This window comes from Adhaeribacter pallidiroseus (genome assembly GCF_003340495.1).
In the GTDB taxonomy this organism is placed as follows: Bacteria; Bacteroidota; Bacteroidia; order Cytophagales; family Hymenobacteraceae; genus Adhaeribacter; species Adhaeribacter pallidiroseus.
In genome coordinates this window covers 607,266-624,965 of record NZ_QASA01000001.1, presented here as the reverse complement: position 1 = coordinate 624,965, position 17,700 = coordinate 607,266, and the positions used below count along the sequence as shown (strand labels likewise).

11 protein-coding genes are annotated in these 17,700 nt (G+C 43.9%); 6 read left to right on the top strand and 5 right to left on the bottom strand.

Going from position 1 to position 17,700, the window contains the following annotated elements; genetic code table 11:
• Window positions 1–93: 93 nt before the first annotated feature.
• The 3 genes from AHMF7616_RS02280 (at window position 94) to AHMF7616_RS02270 (ending at window position 4,749) form a co-directional block, all read left to right on the top strand.
• A complete protein-coding gene (locus tag AHMF7616_RS02280) occupies window positions 94–1,833 on the top strand; it encodes a WYL domain-containing protein (protein WP_115371410.1) in 1,740 nt (579 codons plus the stop codon).
• 417 nt (window positions 1,834–2,250) lie between these two features.
• Window positions 2,251–3,186 (top strand): hypothetical protein, encoded by a 936-nt coding sequence (locus tag AHMF7616_RS02275; RefSeq protein ID WP_115371409.1) that lies wholly within the window; start codon window positions 2,251–2,253, stop codon window positions 3,184–3,186.
• A gap of 18 nt (window positions 3,187–3,204) precedes the next feature.
• Entirely contained in the window at window positions 3,205–4,749 is a 1,545-nt protein-coding gene (locus AHMF7616_RS02270) for a vanadium-dependent haloperoxidase (protein WP_115371408.1), read from the top strand.
• Window positions 4,750–5,065: 316 nt separating this feature from the next.
• Here AHMF7616_RS02270 and AHMF7616_RS02265 read toward each other — a convergent pair whose 3' ends face one another.
• Entirely contained in the window at window positions 5,066–6,088 is a 1,023-nt protein-coding gene (locus AHMF7616_RS02265; protein WP_115371407.1) for an LEA/WHy family protein, read from the bottom strand.
• Between the two features lie 197 nt (window positions 6,089–6,285).
• Here AHMF7616_RS02265 and AHMF7616_RS02260 point away from each other — a divergent pair, with 197 nt between their 5' ends.
• Entirely contained in the window at window positions 6,286–6,666 is a 381-nt protein-coding gene (locus AHMF7616_RS02260) for a hypothetical protein (protein ID WP_115371406.1), read from the top strand.
• An 83-nt stretch (window positions 6,667–6,749) separates the two neighbouring features.
• Here the strand turns inward: AHMF7616_RS02260 and AHMF7616_RS02255 are convergent, their stop codons facing one another.
• From AHMF7616_RS02255 to AHMF7616_RS02245, 3 genes are all read right to left on the bottom strand, one after another.
• On the bottom strand, window positions 6,750–7,622 hold the full coding sequence (locus AHMF7616_RS02255) for a transglutaminase-like domain-containing protein (RefSeq protein WP_115371405.1): 873 nt from the start codon (window positions 7,620–7,622) through the stop codon (window positions 6,750–6,752).
• A gap of 243 nt (window positions 7,623–7,865) precedes the next feature.
• A complete protein-coding gene (locus tag AHMF7616_RS02250) occupies window positions 7,866–8,813 on the bottom strand; it encodes an alpha-E domain-containing protein (protein WP_115371404.1) in 948 nt (315 codons plus the stop codon).
• A gap of 279 nt (window positions 8,814–9,092) precedes the next feature.
• A complete protein-coding gene (locus AHMF7616_RS02245; RefSeq protein ID WP_233507271.1) occupies window positions 9,093–10,574 on the bottom strand; it encodes a circularly permuted type 2 ATP-grasp protein in 1,482 nt (493 codons plus the stop codon).
• A gap of 515 nt (window positions 10,575–11,089) precedes the next feature.
• Here AHMF7616_RS02245 and AHMF7616_RS02240 point away from each other — a divergent pair.
• Together AHMF7616_RS02240 and AHMF7616_RS02235 are read left to right on the top strand one after the other, a co-directional pair.
• Window positions 11,090–11,332, top strand: coding sequence for a hypothetical protein (locus AHMF7616_RS02240; protein ID WP_115371403.1), 243 nt, complete (start codon window positions 11,090–11,092; stop codon window positions 11,330–11,332).
• A gap of 563 nt (window positions 11,333–11,895) precedes the next feature.
• Complete coding sequence (locus tag AHMF7616_RS02235; protein ID WP_115371402.1) at window positions 11,896–15,207, top strand: S8 family serine peptidase; 3,312 nt, start codon at window positions 11,896–11,898, stop codon at window positions 15,205–15,207.
• 122 nt (window positions 15,208–15,329) lie between these two features.
• Here the strand turns inward: AHMF7616_RS02235 and AHMF7616_RS02230 are convergent, their stop codons facing one another.
• Window positions 15,330–17,618 (bottom strand): aconitate hydratase, encoded by a 2,289-nt coding sequence (locus AHMF7616_RS02230; protein ID WP_115371401.1) that lies wholly within the window; start codon window positions 17,616–17,618, stop codon window positions 15,330–15,332.
• Window positions 17,619–17,700: the final 82 nt, after the last annotated feature.

Sequence of the window (17,700 nt, the reverse complement as noted above, 5' to 3'; positions counted from 1 at the left end):
TTTTTAAAATTATGCCTCAAAGGTAAAGCGGCACTGCGCAGTGTTTTTGCGCAGTATAAATTAATTTTAATATATTTGGTAAAATTTATATTCATGCCCGTAAACCGCAATGCCTTAATCCGGTACCGCACTATTGATAATTGTTTGCGCAATAAGTATCGCCAATGGACTCTGGAAGATTTAGTGGAAGCTTGTTCGGAAGCTTTGTACGAATACGAAGGCATCGACAAGGGCGTCAGTCGTCGATCGATTCAGATGGATTTGCAGATGATGCGCAGCGAAAAGTTGGGCTACCATGCGCCCATTGTGGTGGTGGATAAAAAATACTACGTGTACGAAGATCCGGATTACTCCATTACCAACATTCCCTTAACCGACCAGGACTTAGGTAAACTAACCGAAGTAGTAGAAATACTGCGGCAGTTTAAAGGGTTTACTCATTTTAACGAGTTAAACGGCATGGTGCAACGCCTCGAAGACCGCATCCATACGGCCAAAACCAAACAAGCGCCAATTATCGATCTGGAGAAAAACGAAGGGTTGAAAGGCCTGGAATACCTGGATTTTATCTACCAGGCCATTCTGAAAAAGAAAGGTATTACCCTTACGTATCAATCGTTTAAAGCCCGGGAAGCCAACACCTTTACCTTTCATCCTTATTTTTTAAAAGAATACCGCAACCGCTGGTTTGTGCTGGGTACCCGGGGTAAAAACCAGCCAATCATGAACCTGGCCCTAGACCGGATGAATGCAGTAGCGGAATCAACGGAAAAGTATCTAGAAAATAACACAATAGATCTGGCTCGTTACTTTGAACACGTGGTAGGCGTAACGGTAAACCAGCAGGAAGCGCCGGAAGAAGTGGTGTTGTACATTAACCGCGAAAATGCGCCATACGTTTTAACCAAACCTTTTCACCAATCGCAGCAATTAATCGAAACGGTAAACAACGGCATTATTATTCAGCTAACCGTACAAATTAATTTTGAATTAGAGCGCGAAATCCTAGGTTTTGGCGATTGCATTAAAGTACTAAAACCCGAACGGCTTAAACGGCGGGTTTACGATAAAGCCCAGAACACCACCGAACTGTACGAGCGGGAATTAAAGCTGGTGGAACTGGGCGCCAGCCTGACCAAGGTAAAAAAGCGGGGCTTTGCTATTCTGGATAATATCTATACTTCCAAAGAAATGGGCCGCGTGCTTTCCATAATAACCCGGGCCACCGAAGACCCAACGCGTTTTAAAAAAACCGAAGATTTATTCGCCATCCGGTGTTTATTACAGGAGCTTCCCAATTTAAAGCAAGTACTTTTTAACAGTAATTTGCGCACCCTGGTACAAGAAGGATTCGGGAAAGATTATTTTTTAACCAAGGCTATTTACTTCGATAAACCCCCGCAGTCAAACTGGTTTGTTACCTGGCACCAGGATGTACCGATCAACGTAAAAACAAAAGTAGATACCGATGGCTTCCGCGGCTGGACGCATAAACATCACGTAACCAGCGTCATTCCGCCCCTGGAGTACCTGCAATCGGCTTACACCGTGCGCATTCACTTGGACGATACCAACGAAAAGAACGGGGCGTTAAAAGTTATTCCTAAAACCCACTTCTCCGTTCTAACCGACCAGGAAATAGCCGCATTGCGAGAGGTAGGCGAAATAAAAACCTGTAACGTAAAAAAGGGCGGAGTGCATTTACTCAAGCCTTTAACCTTGCACGCTTCGGCTAAAACCGAGAACGATAAACACCGCCGGGTCATTCACCTGGAATTTAATTGCCGGGAACTACCGGGTGAGCTGGAGTGGCTGGAACGGGAAACTATTTAATAAACCGTTTCTCTTTAGAACACCTTGCCGGATGGTTGATCCCGTACAAAAAGCTTTAATAAGGCTTTCCCGGATTCAATACCCTATTCAGCAAAAAATTTGCTACGTAATATATTCCATAATGTTTCCGGTTCAAAGCCTTGTTTTGGCTATATTTTAGCATTTATTAGTATATTTTTAATTTTTTGTTGGCGGTAAGTTTAACTATTACTTAATTTTTTCTTAATTTAGAAACCATATAGCTCTAAAAAGATGCTGTTGACTTTGGTTAACACCTTTGTATTTTAATGATGATGCACGTAAAGTTTTATACTTTTTTATTCTGGTTTATGATTTTTCCTGCTTCCTCTCAAAAGTAAACTTCTTTTCTACCGCCATTTTTTTGTAATTTTTATCTTAATGATCCATTAATCATCCATGAAAACAAACTTTTACCCCCTTTATCTTAAAATTACCTTTTTACTGCTTGTTTTTACTTCCCTCGTGGCTAAGGCCCAAACCGAACAAGATGCCCTAATGATGGGCGAGCGTAAGCTTTGCGTGGCCGGTTCCGTTGGCTACAACAGCTGGACTAATTATTGGGAAGGCACTTTTAAACGCGATAATGCTAATTTAGGCGAAGTATCCACTAAATCGGCAATGCTGATGTTGAATTACGGTCTAAAAAACAATTTAAACATTATGGCTTCTTTGCCTTACATTAAAGTTAAGGCTACCCAGGGTACCTTATATGGTTTAGGCGGCTTTCAGGACGTGGGCGTTTTTGTAAAATACAAGGCCTGGCAGCAACAGTTGGGCCAACAGAATATTTCGCTTTTTGCGGTAGGAGGTTACTCCACCCCGTCTAACAAGTACAACGTTGATTTCTTACCCATGTGCATTGGTTTAGGCAGCCGGGTTTTAAGTGGCCGTTTAATTGCGGATGTGCAGGTGAGCAAACTCTTCTTTACTCTTTCGGGCGCTTATCTGCACCGCAGCAACGTAGAAATTGATCGTTCTGCTTATTACACGGATCACCAGATTAATTCGCACGAAGTAGAAATGCCCGATGCCGGTAATTTTCAGTTCCGCACCGGTTATCGCACCCCTCGCCTAATTGCCGAAGCCTTTGTGGATAACATGACTACTTTTGGCGGTTTTGATATTCGCAAAAACGACATGCCTTTTGTGAGTAATCAGATGAACAGCACCAAAGTAGGCGTAGAAGCCAAACATTATTTGGCCAAGATACCGGCCTTAGGCTTCCACGCCAACGCCTGGCATACCGTGGCTGGTCGCAACGTGGGGCAAGCTACCGGTTTTATGGCCGGCGTAGATTATATTTTTAACTTATCTCCTAAATCTGCCAAATAAATCAATCCTGTAATACCAATGAAAAAGTTTTTTATTTACATAAGTGCTTGTTTTTGCGCGTACCATTTAGTGTCCTGCGATAAAGAAATTGAAGAAAATAATGCAGGATATCCGGCTTTGCAACCCCAGAAAACAGATGCTAACGCCGGCAACTGGAGCACCCTGATTGCAACCTCGCCATCTGATTTTCCGGTACCTGCCCCGCAGCCTACCAACTCGACGGCCTACCAGCAAGAACTGCAGGAATTAAAAGGTATGACTACTAATTTAAATGCAGAACAAAAACGGATTATAAACTACTGGAAAGCTGGAAGTGTATTGCGGTGGAATGAAATTATGCGGGAATTAGTAGCCAAGCATAATTTACCGCCCTACCAAAAAGAAGATAACACCTACCCGGTACCCAGTGCCGCTAACCCTTTTGCTTATCCTATTTTTCCTTTTTCTAATCCGCCGTATGCGGCTCGCGCTTATGCTTACGTGAGCGTTGCGCAGTACGATGCCTTGGTAATGGCGCACCATTTTAAAAGTGAATTTAATCGTCCGGCTCCTTACCAGGTAGATAATTCTATTCAAACGGCTATCCCCAAGAGTGAATTAGCAGCTTATCCTTCCGAAGACGCTGTAATAGCCGGAGCTTCCGTAGAAATGATGAAATTATTATTTCCGGCGGATTTGGAATATCTGAAGAAGATGGCGGAAGAAGAAAAAAATTACCGTTTATGGAGTGGCGCCAACGTAAAAAGCGATATAGTAGCCGGCGATTCCTTAGGTCGGTGGGTGGCCCGCAAAATTATTCAGCGTGCTAAAACCGATGGCATGGGTACAGCTGGCGGTAACCCAACCTTGTGGACCAAACTGGAAGATGACTGCAAAGCCAAGGGCGAAACGCCGTGGTATTCGTTAGAAACGCCTAAACGCCCGCCGATGTTACCGTTTTTCGGGAATGTAAAACCTTTGCTTTTCGGTACCGAAACGGTAGCCACTTTACGGCCCGGTCCTCCCCCATCGGCCACTTCCGAACAAATGAAAAAAGAGCTGGATGAGATATTAAACTATACGGAAAATCCAACCCGCGACCGCATGCGCATTGTTAATTATTGGGCCGATGGGGTTGGCACTTATACCCCACCCGGTCACTGGAATGCCATTGCTACCGAAGAATTTGTTAAAAAAGGCTACAGCGAAGTACGTTGGGCTCGTAATTACGCTTTACTCAACGCCTCGTTAATGGACGCGGCTATTATGTGCTGGAACACGAAATATTACTACTTCAACGCCCGGCCGTGCCAGTTAAATCCGAAAATTAAAACTTTAACCGGGGTACCTAACTTCCCGGCGTATATTTCGGGGCATTCTACTTTTAGCGGCGCGGCGGCTACGGTACTGGGTTATTTAGTGCCGGAAAAAGCCGCCGATTTTACAGCGATGGCCCAGGAAGCGTCGAATTCCCGCATGTACGGCGGTATCCATTACCGGGCCGATTGCCAGGCGGGCTTAGAAACTGGCAACAAAATCGGCAACTATGCCATTAACCGGGCTAAAACCGATGGAGCTGATTAAATTTTTGATTTTTTTTAAAAAATAAACCAAAAGCCGGCTTATATGAGCCGGCTTTTGGTTTTAAATAAATCTGTCTTTGTGTTTTTTAAATTTAAAAGTTCCTCTTAGTTACACATTAAAAAATGGTGGTTAGTACAAGTATAAACCAGCAGCATGCGGATTACTAAGCCGGTTCTGCATTTTTTCGACATGTCTTACAACACAATCCCCTATACCTTCGGCAACCTGTAACATATAGGGTTAGTAAACCTACCATTTACCGGCTTTTGGTTAATTGCTTTTCATAGACTAACAACTATTATTTTCTCACTCTAATTTAACTTTTCGCTGCTTCCCGTTTCTCCTGTCTTTCTTCGCGGCGTTCCTCTTTGCGTTCTTCTCTACGTTCTTTTCTTTCTTCTTTCTTCTCCGCTTTTTTCTCCTCTACCTTTTCTTTTATGGCATCGGTGATGGTTTTTAACTTACCGGTGGTATTCATATTAATCTGGCTATTCTTGATTATATCCGACTCGGAAGTTAGCTCGGTTTTTAGCTTGACGTTGTAGTTTACATCTTTGCCTTCCCGGATGATATCGAGTACGGTTTTACCCATTTCTTTAAATGTAAGCTGCACCGGAATAGTAAAGCTGGAAGAACCTTTGGCCGGTATTTTAACAATACCGGGTTTGTTGCCTTCCACGGCTTCGTTGTCTTCGATTTGCACGGTATAGGCCAGATTTTTGAAACTGATTGGAAAAACGTTGCGATTGCGCACAGCTGCCTCTACCTCCATCGTGGCTCCCTTCAGCTTTAAATCCTTAACTTTCAGGTTCGTTATTTTTACGTCGGGTACGGTAACTAACGGCAGCTTTTTCTCGACTTTTAAATCAAATTTATCTTTCGGAAGCAATTTGGTGGCCGAAAATATAGTTGCATTTACGCGGTACATTACGCTATCCTGGCCCTGGTTGGCCAACCGGTCGGTCAGGTCTTTCAGTTTGTCGTAATATAAAGTGAGTGGCAAGGTAAGCTCGGTACTATCCTTGGCTTTTAAACGTAGGGTATCCGGGTAAGTAGTACGGGCCACCTCCTGGTCGGCAATGGATACAATGTAAAACAGACTATCTATCTTAAAACCAATGGGTCCCGGATTATCGATAATCATCCGCATCTTTACGTCGGCGCGCTCGGGCGTTAAGTTGGTTAGCTGCATCTGTTGGAAGGATATTTTGGGCACAACATAATCAGCCACTTCTTTACCAGATTGTTTAAATTTAAAAACCGCAAAACCAACGCCTAGTATTACCGCCAGTATAATTAAACCAATTACCCAGGAAATGGCTCTTTTTTTATCATTCATTTTCGTAAACGTTATAGCATTATCAGCTTATTGGTACAGGCCACTTGCCGGACACCAAAGCATGTACTTGCCTACGTTTTTTTTTGGTTTTAGCTGAATAAAAACTTGAAAATTAAGCGCTAACAACGCAGTATAATTTTAAAAACCCAATGCTTCTACCTACTATACAGTGCTTTTTCTTCTTTAATTTTAAAAAAATGAACGTGTTTATAACTTGTTCCCTTTTCTGTTTATTTGCTTTTACTGCATCTGCTCAAAAGCCGCCGACCACTCCCAACGATAGTATTTTAATTTCTATTTTCCTGAAACACCAGCAGGATAAAAATCTGGACTCGTTGAATAAAATTCAGGCGGTAAATAAATTCCGGGAAAAGTTTCCGCCCAAATCGGCACGGGTAATTTCGTGGTACGTAATGATGGGCATTGGGCAGGTAGTAACAGTTAAAATTCCGGCATCACAGCTCAGAACCTTAAACCTGGCTATTGAACAAGGCGCCTGGGGAGCCTTTACCACCGAGTTTTACCCGACGTATGATTTTGTACCTGTTTGGAAAGAATCTTTGAAAGTAAAAAAGTAGTTTTTTTAAATTTTAAGGAATCAGCTGGGTTGCATCGAAATTAGAAACCTAGCTATGCGAACAATAATCATTTTAATCTCATTTTACTGCTGCTGCGCCGATTCCTGCATTTGATTGACCAACACATCTACGTAGTACGAGGTATGGTTTTGGCCCTGGGTTTTGAGAATTCCCCGAATTGGACTACAATCGCTGTAATCTACCCCGTGCGCGGCTTTTATATGGTCGATGCCGGCTAAAAGGTTATTGGTGGGGTCGAAGCCAAACCAACCGTAACCCGGGATAAAGGCTTCTACCCAGGCGTGCATCACCGCCGAGCCCACCAGGTTACCGCCCTGGTTTAAATAACCCGACACATAGCGGCAAGGAATGCGGTTGAGCCGGGCAATAGACAAGAACAAATGGGTGTAATCCTGGCAAACGCCTTTTCCTAAATGAAACACTTCGCTGGCCGTAGTATGTACATTGGTAGGTACCGGATCAAACTCCAGCAACTCGTATACATATTGGTTTAATTTTGTGAGATAGTCAAACACCGGTTGTTTTAATGGACGATTTAAAAGTCGACTGTGGTAAGATTCTAAAATACTCGTGAAACGGGTAAAGCCCAGGTACAGGTGGTGATCGATGTAAAATTTACGATCGGCCAAAATAGCTTGCTCCTCCGCAAAAGGCAAAGAGTTTACCGCAAACCAGGGTTGGCTTTTTTCCACGGTCGCCTTCATCGAAAATTTAAAATCGCTAAAGTGTTTCGTAGACCGCAGGCAATGAATGTTAAAATTAAAAGGATTGCCGTGCGTGTATAACTCCTGCCCCAGCGAATTGCTAAACGTAAGACTGCTTACTTTCTGCGTATTGTCTTGGCAAGGCGCTACTAAAAACTCGAAAAAAGCTTCGGTAACCGGAGCATCGTATCTATTGTGCGTATGATAGTTAATGTGGTATTCGGTAGCCATAAGTAGTTGGTCGTTATTAGTTGTTCGTTGTTCGATTTATAATTCTTTCAAACCAGACGCTTATTCTAAAACATTCAGCCAGTGCTCCGCCGAATTAAAAATCAGAAATTATGAATTAAAAATTTAGGCTAAAAAGAGGTTTCCGGCTAGCAGAAAGGCTACCCCTGTTTCTACAAACTAAATTGGTGAAGCACTAGTTACTTTTGCCCAAGTACTTAGAACAGAACGGTAGCAGCGTTTTTTTTAAAAAATCAGGTATTTTTCTTCCAGGAGCCGGGCCAGATTAAAAAGTTTCTCCAGCGTTTTGTTCATAAACTCGATGGCATTTTCCTCTACTTCTTCTATCGTTAAAAATTGCAGTTGCGTAGCTAATTTTCCTATCTTAAAAGTAAGCGAACCTTTGGTTTTTTCTTCCTGAAAGCCAATCGCCTGAATGTTATTCTGCAAATAATTTAAATTATAAGTAAGCGCTTTGGGGAAAGACGGATTAAAAATTAAAAAATCCAGGATATTGCGGCGTGTGGCATTGTTTTTATAATGGCGCTGAAACATATCGAACGATTCGGCGCTTTTCAGTAGCATGGTCCATTGGTAACTATAAAGGGTACCACCTTGTTGCGACGGGTCAATCTTGGCTACATCGTATAATTTATTCAGAATAATTTTAGAAATCTGAATGGCGCGTTCCAGGTGAATGCCCAACGAAATTAACATCCACACTTCGTTGCGGATTAAGGTATTGGAAACGTAGCCTTTGGCCAAGGTGCAAAACTCTTCTACTTCGCGCGAAAAATTAAAAATGCCTTTGTGTTGCAATTTAGCAGCGTTGTAATTGTTTACGTTGTGGTAAAACCGGTTCACAATTTCCCATAACTCAATCGAAATGCTGTCGCGGGTACCCCGGGCATTTTCCCGGATGCCGTTGATATTCGCCGCAATCGAGAAAGGATTGCTATCGTCAAGGGTAATGTAGTACAGAATATCATCGTCGGTAAGCTGGGCATGCTTTTGGTAATACGCGGCTTGCACCCCCACCATATCCAGGATAGATTCCAGCGCAATTTCCTTGTTTTGGGCCAACGGCGCATCCAACGACGACACGTAATGTACTTTCGTGTACCGGGCCACGTGTTCGGCTCGCTCTATGTAGCGCCCCATCCAGAATAAACTATTACCAATTCTTGATAACATAATCAGAGTTGCAGGTTGGTTGTAAAGTTGAAAGGTTTTAAAGTTGTAAGGTTTAAAAGTTACAGGTTGCAGGTTGAAAAGTTAAAAAGTTGTATGGTTGGCAAGTTGAAAGGCCGCATAAATTTAAATTTTTCGGATTTTCTTGGTTTACTGCTGATTCAACAAGTAATCAATTCAACAATTCATCAATTCAACAATTCATCAATTCAACAATCCAACACTTCAACAATCTAACCACCCAGTTAAAAAATCCGTGGTCTAGGGTCCGTCGACTATGGACTATTTAGATAATACCCAGGTATCTTTGGAGCCGCCGCCTTGCGACGAGTTGACAACTAAACTGCCTTTGGTAAGGGCCACCCGCGATAAACCGCCTTTTAATACAAATTGCTTGTCTTTACCGAGTAAGGTATAGGTGCGCAAATCAATGTGCCGGCCTTCAAACTTGTTTTCGTCTTCGATAAAAGTAGAATGCAGCGACAGCGACATAATGGGTTGGGCAATGTATTTCCGGCGGTTGGCTTTAATGGCTTTTTTTAATTCTTCGCGTTGCTCGCGCGTCGAACAACTGCCCACCAGAATGCCGTACCCCCCTGATTCATCCACGGGTTTTACCACCAGTTCTTCCATGTGTTCCAGCACGTAGTTATAATCCGATTCCAGTTCGCAGCGGTAAGTATGCACATTATTTAAAATTGGTTCTTCGGCCAGATAATATTTAATAATATCGGGCACGTAGCTGTAAACGGCTTTATCGTCGGCGGCCCCGGTGCCGGGAGCATTTAACAGCGTTACATTTCCTTCGCGGTAAGCGCCCAGAACCCCGGGTATTCCCAACACCGAATTGGGATTAAAAGCTAAAGGATCAATAAACGGATCGTCGATCCGGCGATAAATCACATCTACTTTTTGCGGGCCGTAAATGGTTTTCATGTACACGTAATTCCGGTCCACGAATAAGTCACGGCCTTCTACCAACGGAATTCCCATGTTCAGGGCCAGAAAAGCATGTTCGTAGTAAGCTGAATTATATACGCCCGGCGTTAACACCACGCACGTTGGTTCGTTGTCTGTTTCGGGCGCCACCGACTGCATCATGGCTAATAATTGCTGGGGATAATCCTGCACCGACAAAATATTATGCTTCCGGAAAAGGTTGAACAGCGTTTTTTTCATGGCTTCCCGGTTCGAAAGTACGTAGCTCACCCCCGATGGGCAGCGTACATTATCTTCGAGCACGTAATATTCGCCGTCGCTGTGTTTAATTAAATCGGTGCCCGAAATATGGTTATAAATGTTACCAATCGGGCTGAACCCCAGCATGGCTTTGGTATAATGGCTCGAACTAAAAATAAGCTCCGGAGGTACAATGCCATCCCGCAAAATTTGCTTTTTATGATAAATATCCTGAATAAACAGGTTTATAGCCATATTGCGCTGGATGACTCCCCGTTCTAAATGGTTCCAGTCCTGGGCCGATATAATGCGCGGAAATAAATCAAAAGGAAAAATACGTTCTACTCCCCGGGCTTTATCGGAGTAAACCGCGAAAGTTACCCCCTGGTTAAAAAACGAAACTTTAGCCAGCTCGTTTAATTCTTTAAAATCTTCGGCGGTAAAGTGCTGAAATTGGTCGAGCACTAAACTATAATGCGGCAGCACTTCCCCTGCCGGACTAAACACTTCGTCCAAATAAGCCGGATTTAAGTTGTAGCCCTGAAAAACTCCTTTGTACATTTCATAATTCCGAACATCACTCATACGCTAGAAAGTTTTTGTTTATTAATTATACCCACAAAGCAATAATTTACTAAATTTTTAGAATTATAGTTTAAAATTTAACTGTAAAATTCCAATATTAAATGAATTTTTTAAAATATGCTCAACTTTTAAAGCTACTAAGTAAAAAGCACAAATCACAATTATTCCTGAATCAACCAGTATATTTTAGAACTTATGCCGGATTACCAGTTGCTTTGCGTGTAAACAGAACCTGCTCCATACATGATATTTAGTTCAAATTAAAAGTAGAAAATTAGCAATCAGGAACTTGGTTAACCGAAGCAGAACAAAACAGCAAAGAATCTTTAATTATATAATAGCCGCGGCAAAATCAATTAAAAACATGTTTGCAATACCTAAAAAGGATTACCTGATTATATTTTTATGCATACTACCATTTCCATGATTCTATAACAAGCCACTTTAAATAGACTTCTTGAATTAAATTCTCGTAAGCAATCTTTAAAACCTCCAAACAAAACCAAACGTCTTATATGAAGAAATATAAAGTTTTAAAAACCATCTCGGCCGAATCTTTCGAGAATGGTTTGAACTCTCTGGCCCAGGCGGGCTGGAAAGTAATAGCCGCTAATTTAGCACAACAAGGTTTAGAAAGCGACGAAGCTATTTTCTTTGCCTTGTTGGTAATGAATGACGTAGATGTAGAGTTAAAGCAGTTGATGGAAGAAAATATAGATGAACTGGAGAATATTGATTTAAACCCGTCGGATAACTAATTTTTTAAAAATTTTGTCTGCTACTCCGGATTTGAGTTTATAAATGGTAACAACTTATCCTAACTTGTTGCTTTTTTGGGGTAAAAAAGAAGATTACTAGCTATTGCGGCTGATCATTGGCGCCTTAAAAAGGGACCAATGATCAGCTTTATGGGGAGTAATTCTACAGCATACTTTGGTACCAACAATTTTATAATCCTTAAAAAGGAAAATTTTAAATAAATAAAAACCTTCTTTTCGTTTTCGAAAGAACACCAGCTTCATTGTACTGCTCTTTTTAAAAAATCAAAGTTATTTGGCCGGAAATGAAGGCTATTTAAATTGTAACTTTTAAACGAACCGCTAATAGCCAGAATCTCTTCTCAAAAATTAAAATACGTACCTGAGAAGAATTACGAACAAGAGTATTGATTTACCAGTTAGGTCCAAAACAATTCTTAGATACATCCTAAACGGTTGTTAATTTTAAGAAGCTTCTAATTTGTATTTACGTTAACTTACTATCGCGCTATTTTTACGGCTGCTCTGGGTTGTTTCGTTATTTCGTTTTCTTATATATTTGCATGATTACTCGTTTGCTTATTCTTATTTTAATAGTAAACTTGTGGGTTATTAGCCTACGTGTTGTTGCTCAAAAAATACTGTCTCCGGATTCAGCTCCTATTTCGGGGCAAATACAATCCAATACTTTATACCTTAAATTAAAGCCCCAGTATGCCGCAGCAGCAAATCGTAGCCGACAAGGCAGCCAGGTGGCTGACCCTTTACAATTAGTACTAACCCAGCTTAAAGCCCGTTCTTTTCAGCCGAAATTTCCAAAAGCCGCAACGTTTCCCCGTTTAAAACCAGGGCAGGTAGATTTAACACTGTGGTACGAAATCCAACACCAACGGCCCGATCTTTCTTTTACCCAGTTGCGCCAAATGCTGCTGGCAACCGGCTTTGTAGATTTCGTAGAGCCCGTATACCAGCCCCAGTTGCTTTATCAGCCAACGGATCCTTTGGCCGACTCGGTAACGGGTAAGCAGTTTTATTTAAAGCAAGTGCAGGCTTACCGGGCTTGGGACATTGAAAAAGGAGATTCTTCTGTAGTAATTGGCATACTGGACACTGGCACCCGCCTCGATCATGAAGATTTAAAAAACACCATTAAGCACAACTACGCCGACCCCGTGGATGGCCGGGATAACGACCAGGATGGATTTACGGATAACTTCTCGGGCTGGGACCTGGCCGATAACGATAATGACCCATCGGGACCGAATAGTCACGGTACTTTTGTAACCGGCATGACAGCCGGTGATCCGGATAATAACAAAGGCATTGCCGGCATTGGCTTTAATTGCCGGTATTTGCCAGTTAAAGTTTTCTCGTCGCAGGTCAATGGCAATTTTAAAGGCTACGAAGGTATCGTGTACGCCGCTGATCGTGGTTGCCAGGTAATTAATTTATCCTGGGGCGGCGATAACCCGTACTCGCAGTATGAGCAGGATGTAATTAATTATGCCGCTATTAATAAAAATGTGGTTGTGGTGGCCGCGGCTGGTAACACACCCAAAGAAACGTCCTTTTACCCGGCTTCTTACGAAAATGTACTCGCGGTAAGCGCGGTTAATAAAAACGATGTAAAAGACCCGAGCCAAACCTTTAACTACCAAATAGATTTAACCGCGCCGGGTATTGAGGTAACCACTACCAGCAACAATGGCACAAATACCTACGCCGCGGTGGGCGGTTCTTCTTTTGCTTCGCCGGTGGTAGCGGGAGCAGCGGGTTTACTCCGGCACCATTTTCCAGACTACACCGCGCGGCAAATTGCGGAACGGCTCCGGGTAACCGCCGACAACAACTACGGTGCCGGCAATAACCTAAATTTTCTGGAAAAGCTTGGCTACGGCCGGGTAAATGCATACCGGGCATTAGCAGCTAGTGCCCCCAAATCCGTGCGAAACACCCACAATATTGTTGATTATCAGCGGGCTTTTGCGAGTAGAACGATGTCCGTTAGTGGTACCTTCCAAAATATACTGGCACCCACCGAAGATTTATTTGTTACGCTTAGTTCTCCCTCACCTTACGTTTCCATTATCCGGAGTACCTTTGCAGCCGGCAGTATGGCTACTCTAGCTTCCAAAACGAATCTGGAATTGCCCTTTCAGGTACTTATCCGGCCCGATATTCCTTTTAACCAGCCGGTAGTTTTCCGTTACGGGTTTTCAGATGGCGTGTACACCGATTATCAGTATTTCACCCTTACGCTGAATCCTAATTATATTACACTGACTGTAAACGATTTAGATGCCACGGTGACGAGTAACGGTAACTTTGGTTTTAACGACCTGGATACCGGGAATGGAGAAGGCGTAAAATTTAAAAATTTTGGTCCTCTGCTTAGCGAAGGCGGATTAATGATTGGTACTTCGCCCGAAAAAGTAGCCGATAATCTCCGCAACGAAGCTTTAAAATCAGATGACGACTTTCAGGTAGTAGCGGGTATTCAGTTTGTAAAGGAAGGCAAGCGCGCCGACGAAGAAGCGACCGGAGTATTTCAGGATAAATCCTCGGCTGCGGGTATGGTAGGGGTTAAAGTAAAACAACGAGCTTTTGCCTGGCAAGATGCCCCGGATAATCAGTATGTTATTCTGGAATATCAGATTACCAATACAACCCAGGATTCGCTGACCAACTTGCACGCCGGCCTGTTTGCCGACTGGGATATTGCCAATTACACCAACAACACGGCCGCCTGGGATTCGGTTACGCGCACGGGATACACCTATCAGCCGAACCTGCCCAACGTATACGCCGGAGTAAGTTTGCTCACGCCGCAAGCCGTTACCACTTACGCCATTAATAATCCGGCGCAGGATGCCCAGGCACTTAATTTACGGGATGGTTTTACGGATGCCGAAAAATTTACGGCGCTCCGGAATACAGATCGCCTTTATCAAAATTCGGGAAACTTAGGCAGCGATGTTGCCCAGGTAGTAGGAGCCGCCTTAAACAAATTAGCTCCGGGCGAAAGTACCACCTTGGCCTTCGCTGTATTAGGCGCGGAATCATTACCCAATTTAAAACAACAAGCCCAAGCTGCTTTAAGTAAATACCAGCAAATAAAAACCGGTAACGTGGTGGTGCTGCAAACCGATTCGGTTTGTATCGGCGCAACTGCTACCATTCGTCCGTCGGGCGGTCAACGGTTCCGGTTTTACGCCGATTTAGAAAAGACAAATCTCTTGGGAACCGGAGCTGCTTTTACTACCCCACCGATTACCACCGCCGCCAGGTATTACATCAGCAACGTTGATTCGCTTTACGAAAGCGCTTTAACTCCTGTAACTATTGTTCCGGCCAACACCCCGGTTAATTTTACTTTTACCCCCGATCCTGTACCTGCCAGTGCTAAAGGGCAAGTGCAGTTTACCGACGCCTCGCGGCAGGCCAAAGAATGGCACTGGGATTTTGGCAACGGCACGCAAAGCCGGGAACAGAACCCAACCGTTCAGTATACCCAGCCGGGAGATTATTCGGTAACCCTGCGGGTTACGAACCAGTATGGTTGCGTGGATTCTCTTACCAAAATAATTAAAATAAAGTACGTGGATTACATACAGCCATGGCAAGCCTCCGATTTTAAAATTTATCCCATACCCACGCCGCAAACTTTAACCATTGCGGTATCGGAAGGCATTAACGCTACCCAGGGATTAACCGTAACTTTAACCGATGCTCTCGGCAGAAGAGTCTATGAAAAAGTAAGTTATCAAACCGGACTTAATCTGTATGATTTAACCAGTTTGGCTAGTGGCATCTATTACCTGCGGGTGAGCGGCCAAAATGGGATGGTTACCCGACGAATAGAGTTGATCAAGTAATTTTGCGTCTTTTTTAAAATTTCAACTCGCTTGTAACCAAAAATTTAAAAAAACGACGAAGTATAAAAATAAAAAAGGCCCTCCGGGAGGGCCTTTTTTATTTACTTATGTATTTAACATTATTAACCTTGCATCGGACCAGAAGTGGTTTGCTCCTGCATCCGGATTAAGTTAAGCGCCGAGCCGGCTTTAAACCAGGCAATCTGCCCTTCGTTGTACGTATGCAATACTTCAAAAGTATGCGTGGTACCATCGGCGTGGTGCAATACTACGTGTAAGGGACTACCCGGCGCAAACTCGGTTAAACCCACAATATCCAGCGTATCATCTTCCCGGATTTGGTCGTAATCTTCTTTGTTCGCGAAAGTTAAGGCCAGCATACCTTGTTTTTTCAGGTTGGTTTCGTGGATACGGGCAAATGATTTTACCAGTACCGCTACAACGCCTAAGTGCCGTGGCTCCATGGCCGCGTGTTCCCGCGAAGATCCTTCGCCGTAATTTTCGTCACCGACTACTACCGTACCAATACCGGCTGCTTTGTAGGCGCGCGCTACGGCCGGCACTTCGCCGGATGTACCATCCAGTTGGTTGTTCACGTTGTTGGCTTCGCCATTATAAGCGTTGATCGCGCCAATTAACATGTTATTGGAAATATTATCCAGGTGACCGCGGTATTTCAACCAAGGACCAGCCATCGAAATATGGTCGGTGGTACATTTACCCTGGGCTTTGATTAATAACCGTAAACCCGTTAAATCGGTACCCGGCCACGGGGCAAAGCCTTCGAGTAATTGCAAACGATCCGAATTTGGATCCACGATAACTTGTACCTGGCTCGGGTCGGCGGCTGGGGCCTGGTAGCCGGCATCTTCCACGTCGAAACCTTGGGGCGGCAACTCAATCCCGGTAGGCTCATCTAACTTCACGGCTTCGCCGTTTTTATTGGTAAGGGTATCGGTTAAGGGGTTGAAAGTTAAATCACCGGCAATGGCAAAAGCCGTTACAATTTCCGGGGAAGCCACAAACGCGTGCGTGTTGGGGTTACCATCGTTCCGCTTGGCAAAGTTCCGGTTAAAAGAAGTAATAATGGAGTTTTTGCGTTTCGGATCGTCGGTGTGGCGCGCCCATTGGCCAATACACGGTCCACAGGCATTCGCTAATACTACCCCGCCCATTTCGGCAAAAGTATCCAGCAAACCATCGCGCTCTACGGTGTAGCGCACTAATTCCGAACCCGGCGTAACGGTATATTCGGCATTAACAGTTAAATTTTTAGAAACCGCTTGTTTGGCGATGGAAGCAGCGCGGGTAATATCTTCGTAAGAAGAGTTAGTACACGAACCAATTAAACCTACTTCTAATTTAGCGGGCCAATTGTGTTCTTTTACCGCCGCAGCAAATTCCGAAATCGGCCAGGCCGCATCCGGGGTAAACGGACCGTTCACGTGCGGCTCCAGTTCGGATAAATTAATTTCAATTAACTGATCGTAGAAGCTTTCCGGATCAGCGTAAACTTCGTCATCGGCACGTAAGTGTTCAGCCACCTGGTCGGCTAAGGCGGCTACATCGGCCCGCTCGGTACCTTCCAGGTACGCTTTCATTTTTTCATCGTAGGCAAAAACCGACGTAGTGGCCCCAATTTCCGCCCCCATGTTACAAATGGTAGCTTTACCGGTACACGATAGGTTATTGGCCCCTTCGCCAAAATATTCCACAATAGCGCCGGTACCACCTTTAACGGTAAGAATACCCGCTACTTTTAAAATTACGTCTTTAGCAGCCGTCCAGCCGTTTAATTTACCGGTTAACTTTACGCCGATTACTTTCGGAAATTTTAATTCCCAGGCCATCCCGGCCATAACGTCTACGGCGTCAGCCCCTCCTACCCCAATGGCAATCATACCTAAACCACCCGCGTTAGGTGTATGCGAGTCGGTACCAATCATCATACCACCCGGAAACGCGTAATTTTCCAGTACTACCTGGTGAATAATACCGGCACCGGGTTTCCAGAAACCAATGCCGTATTTATTAGAAACCGAAGCTAAGAAATCGTAAACTTCTTTATTTTCGTTATTGGCAATCGCTAAGTCTTCGTTAGCCCCTACCCGCGCCTGAATTAAGTGGTCGCAGTGTACCGTAGAAGGAACCGCGGCCTGCGGTTTACCCGCTTGCATAAACTGCAATAAAGCCATCTGGGCCGTAGCATCCTGCATCGCTACCCGATCGGGCGCAAAATCAACGTACGACTTGCCCCGTTCGTAGGCCTGGGTAGCCGGACTGTTGTATAAATGAGCGTATAATATTTTTTCTGTTTGGGTAAGCGGACGGCCAACTGCCTGGCGGGCAGCCGCAATCTTATCCCCTAAGCCGGCATACACTGCCTTAATCATATCTATATCAAAAGCCATATTTATAATTATTGGTTACTGATGTGAAAATTGTTTTATCTCGGCCGGAACTTATTTAGGACCAATGCCCATTAAATTGGCG

Coding starts and splice junctions, on each gene's coding strand:
- AHMF7616_RS02280 (WP_115371410.1), top strand. CDS start 94: ATGCCCGTAAACCGCAATGCCTTAATCCGGTACCGCACTATTGATAAT.
- AHMF7616_RS02275 (WP_115371409.1), top strand. CDS start 2,251: ATGAAAACAAACTTTTACCCCCTTTATCTTAAAATTACCTTTTTACTG.
- AHMF7616_RS02230 (WP_115371401.1), bottom strand. CDS start 17,618: ATGGCTTTTGATATAGATATGATTAAGGCAGTGTATGCCGGCTTAGGG.
- AHMF7616_RS02235 (WP_115371402.1), top strand. CDS start 11,896: ATGATTACTCGTTTGCTTATTCTTATTTTAATAGTAAACTTGTGGGTT.
- AHMF7616_RS02245 (WP_233507271.1), bottom strand. CDS start 10,574: ATGAGTGATGTTCGGAATTATGAAATGTACAAAGGAGTTTTTCAGGGC.
- AHMF7616_RS02250 (WP_115371404.1), bottom strand. CDS start 8,813: ATGTTATCAAGAATTGGTAATAGTTTATTCTGGATGGGGCGCTACATA.
- AHMF7616_RS02260 (WP_115371406.1), top strand. CDS start 6,286: ATGAACGTGTTTATAACTTGTTCCCTTTTCTGTTTATTTGCTTTTACT.
- AHMF7616_RS02265 (WP_115371407.1), bottom strand. CDS start 6,088: ATGAATGATAAAAAAAGAGCCATTTCCTGGGTAATTGGTTTAATTATA.
- AHMF7616_RS02255 (WP_115371405.1), bottom strand. CDS start 7,622: ATGGCTACCGAATACCACATTAACTATCATACGCACAATAGATACGAT.
- AHMF7616_RS02240 (WP_115371403.1), top strand. CDS start 11,090: ATGAAGAAATATAAAGTTTTAAAAACCATCTCGGCCGAATCTTTCGAG.
- AHMF7616_RS02270 (WP_115371408.1), top strand. CDS start 3,205: ATGAAAAAGTTTTTTATTTACATAAGTGCTTGTTTTTGCGCGTACCAT.